4 protein-coding genes are annotated in these 3,602 nt (G+C 55.2%); 3 read left to right on the top strand and 1 reads right to left on the bottom strand.

The window, feature by feature from the left end:
* Window positions 1-373: 373 nt before the first annotated feature.
* The 3 genes from VN887_17805 to VN887_17795 all read left to right on the top strand — a co-directional run bounded on the left by VN887_17805 (window position 374) and on the right by VN887_17795 (window position 2,523).
* A complete protein-coding gene (locus VN887_17805) occupies window positions 374-574 on the top strand; it encodes a hypothetical protein (protein HXT41868.1) in 201 nt (66 codons plus the stop codon).
* A 48-nt stretch (window positions 575-622) separates the two neighbouring features.
* Entirely contained in the window at window positions 623-1,195 is a 573-nt protein-coding gene (locus tag VN887_17800) for a hypothetical protein (protein HXT41867.1), read from the top strand.
* A 197-nt stretch (window positions 1,196-1,392) separates the two neighbouring features.
* Window positions 1,393-2,523: a choice-of-anchor tandem repeat NxxGxxAF-containing protein gene (locus tag VN887_17795; GenBank protein ID HXT41866.1), complete on the top strand. Its 1,131-nt coding sequence runs from the start codon at window positions 1,393-1,395 to the stop codon at window positions 2,521-2,523.
* Between the two features lie 188 nt (window positions 2,524-2,711).
* Here the strand turns inward: VN887_17795 and VN887_17790 are convergent.
* A partial coding sequence (locus VN887_17790; GenBank protein ID HXT41865.1) for a S1 RNA-binding domain-containing protein occupies window positions 2,712-3,602 on the bottom strand: 891 nt, incomplete at its 5' end.

The raw sequence follows: 3,602 nt of genomic DNA, 5'->3' as shown, positions 1-3,602 counted from the left end.
AGTCCAGCACCTGCTGTTTATTGACCAGTTGTCCGGCATGCCCAACCAGGATTTTCAGGACCGCAAACGCTTTTGGACGCAGGGATATTGCGCGCGCGCCTTGCCACAGGCACTCGTTGCTGAGGTCGAGCCGAAACTGCCCAAATGCGATGTCCTTCACATTGACACGATACGGAAAAAAGCGGTGGGCCGACTTACCCAATGCAGATGATTCCGGGAAAGAACTGGTCGCAAATTATTGTTCCTCATGAATGCCTGGCAAACACGGCCTTGATGGGATCTTCCACGCCGGCGTTCACACCACCAAAACACCACCACAAGACGACCACTACGTTATGACTTCCTGTTTTGGGAAGCCTAACGTGGAACCGTGATGAAGGGCCGGCAACATACAAACGCCTTCGTAATCCAGTTTCGGGATTCGGGTGCGGATCGCGGTGACCAGCTTTCGGGACGCATCGAGCACGTGGCTTCAGGGCGAACGGCAAGCTTTCAGTCGGTTGAGGAACTGCCCAAGCTCCTCAAAAAGATGCTGAAGAACGCACTGTCTGATGAAGAGGACTGGATTGGATAAGTGGTACGAGCCGGTTTTTCAAACGCTATTAAATAAGGAGAAAACAAAGTGACCAAGCATTACAACGCACAACGATTCAGCGGCAACGCGGTTCGCAACGTACTCCGTGGATTGATGGTGACCATCATTGCTCTCGCGATCAGTGGTGTTGCCTCCGCGCAAGGCACCTCTGACAACTTCCCGGTGTTGAAATTCAAAGGCGGCATCGGGGTCATTACTGTTACCGGCGTGGCAGCCAATGGAACGGTCAACCTCAACGTAGTGCGGGGCGCGACTCCAGGTGCACCGTGGAGGATCGCCAACCTCGAGGCCACGATCGGCGCCGACGGACATATCCGGGTCAATGGACACGGCTTGCTCCTGGCATCGGGCAATGGGATCGGAACCAACGCGGGCCAGAGCGTTCACGCTACGCTCTTCTGCGGACCGGCCGCAACCGCGACTGCTCATAACACCACTCTGGCCGGTGTACCGCTTGCCGCAGACGGCGACTTCAGGATCGACGATTTCCTGTCTCCCACTCAGCCGGCTAACTGCGACACGCCTGTGCTGCTGATCCGTAACGTCGGCAATCTCTGGTTCGCCGCCGGCATCCCGCAAACCGAAGGCGCAGGCAAATAATCTGCTTTGGTTTCATTCCACAACCCAACCGCGAGGTGGACAGCAACATTCCACCTCGCCTTACTCCGCTGACTACTACTTTTTTCGGGCCGACCACCAGGGTTTTTGAAATCGGATTCATGCAGATCTAAGCAACAAGAGAAGGAGAAGTGATGCTGAACATACTGAAAAACTCGTGGGCCGCGCGCAGTTTCGCGATGGTTTTGCTCGGTCTATGTGCCGGGCAAGCCTCGGCCCAACTCCCACTAAACACTCAAATCAGATTCGAGAATGTGGCCGACAGCACTCAGGGCTTTTCGGATTTATCGCAATTCCCAGCCATCAATAATGAAGGCTCGGTCGCTTTCGTCGCGACGCAAGGAGCTGAGCAAAGGCTCTTCAAATGGGAACGGCGCGATCCGAAAACACTTGCTTCCACCGGCAACAGCCCTTTCACATTTTTCACCGACGACGTCGCCATCAATGACGCAGGCACAGTCGCCTTCCGCGCAACGCTGAGCACGGGACAACGAGCCGCGGGTATTTTTACCAGTGATGGGCTCGTTACAAAGACAATTGTGAACTCCACCGATCAGGGCTTTCCTGGTTTCGGTATTGGCACACCTTCCATTAATGCCTCCGGAACAGTCGCTTTCCAGGCTTTCCGAAGCGGGTTCAGGTCAAATGTCATTTTCACCGGCAACGGTGGAAGCATCACGCCGGTACTCGATACCTTGACCTCAGACTTCGAGACTTTTGGAGCCGTGGCGATCAATGCCTCAGGCAAAATCGTCTTCGAGGGGGTGCAGAAAGACAGAAGCTCCGGGGTTTTCCTGATAAAGCCAAAGAGAGATGGAGACGGCACAAACGGCGCCGCAACGGCAAGTGTGATCGACGTTGTCGACTCGAACAATCACCCCGATTTCTTTCAATTCGGCGATCCAGTCATCAACAATCGCGGGGTAGTCGCAGATTTCGGTGCAGGCGGCATCACGCTGGAGGTCTTCTCCGGAAATGGCAGGGGCATCACGGCCCGCAACGATCCAGCCAACAACCCCTTCATCGACATCGAACACCCTTCCCTGAACAATCACGGAGCCATCGCATTTTCCGCGCTCAAAGCAAACGGCGATCAGGGTATTTTCGTGGAACTCACCGGGAAGGCTTCTCTGGTTCCGGTGCTCCAGACGGGTGACCCGCTGTTTGGTTCAACGGTAACAGCGGTCAGCATCGGCAGGTTCGCCTTCAATGGCCATTTCCAATTGGCATTCGAATACGAACTGCTGGACGGGCGCTCCGGTATAGCCGTGGCAGCTTTTCCGGGTGACGAAGAACACCTGGATGAATAATTCAAACTCAGGGAACTATATGCAATCGCGGAAGCACCTGGTGCGACTACCAGGTGCTCACGCGCACCGGCAGTGGAGCCGATCACTCGGACCAAGACCGGGCCCAGTTGACACGCTCGTTCCAGTCAAGCCGACCCGTGGAGCATCTGATTCACGAAGTGATTTCGTCCTGATCTGCGTAAATCTGTCTAATCAGTGTTATCAGCGGTGACAGGTTGTTGGATTTTCAGGTGAGATTTTTTGTGACGTTTCTGAGCGCGAGACGGCTTTGTTTTCTCCTGCACCAGGGCGAACTGGATCTTGCGCTGGACGTGGTCGATGCGGTCGGCGAGGACGCGCACGTGGTCGCCGATGGAGAAGGTCTTGCCCGAGCGCTGGCCGATGATCTGGCGGGTGTTTTCGCGGAAGGTGAAAAGGTCGTCTTCCAGGGTGTCGATGGGAACAAGGCCTTCGATGAAGAGTTCGGTCAGCTCGACAAAGAAGCCGAACTTCATGACGTTGACGATTAATGCGGCGAATTCCTCGCCGATGCGGCCATCCATGAATTTGAGTTTTTTCCATTCCATGAGCTCGCGCTCGGCTTCGTCGGCGGCGCGCTCGGATTGGGAGGAGGAGTCGGCGATGTCATGGAGGGTTTCAAGGGAAAGGCCGGGAACTTCTTTTTCACCGCGGAGGCGCGGAGACGCGGAGGAATGCTGGGCTTTTGATTTGTGATCAGAATCAGGCTTTCGCTTGGACCAGGGAGAGTGTTCTGGGGCTGAGAAGGTGAAGGGCAAGTGTTGAGTTTGAGACTCATGAATAGGAGTTTTTTCATGGGCAGATCGATCAGTTTCTTCAGCCTCGTATTTGTTGTCTTCTAAACCCTTCCGCACAGCCGAGGGCGGCTGTGCTACACGTGTATGGGAGTCCGGTGCATGTTCGTCAACCCGATGTTGATCGTGTTTTCGACGTTTCTGCACAGGCAAGAGTGCCTGTGCCACATCTTTACTTTTGGTGCGCGCAGTGACTTCGGCTTCATGGGGATCGTCTGATGGGTTGTCATGCACAGCCGAGGGCGGCTGTGCCACACGGGCATGGAA

The sequence above is a fragment of the Candidatus Angelobacter sp. genome (genome assembly GCA_035607015.1).
In the GTDB taxonomy this organism is placed as follows: Bacteria; Verrucomicrobiota; Verrucomicrobiia; order Limisphaerales; family AV2; genus AV2.
The sequence above is the reverse complement of the archived record's forward strand: the minus strand, read 5'-3'. Positions and strand labels throughout refer to the sequence as shown.

Excerpts from the sequence above, each read along its gene's own strand:
- VN887_17795 (HXT41866.1), top strand. The coding sequence starts at position 1,393 with ATGGTTTTGCTCGGTCTATGTGCCGGGCAAGCCTCGGCCCAACTCCCA.
- VN887_17805 (HXT41868.1), top strand. The coding sequence starts at position 374 with ATGAAGGGCCGGCAACATACAAACGCCTTCGTAATCCAGTTTCGGGAT.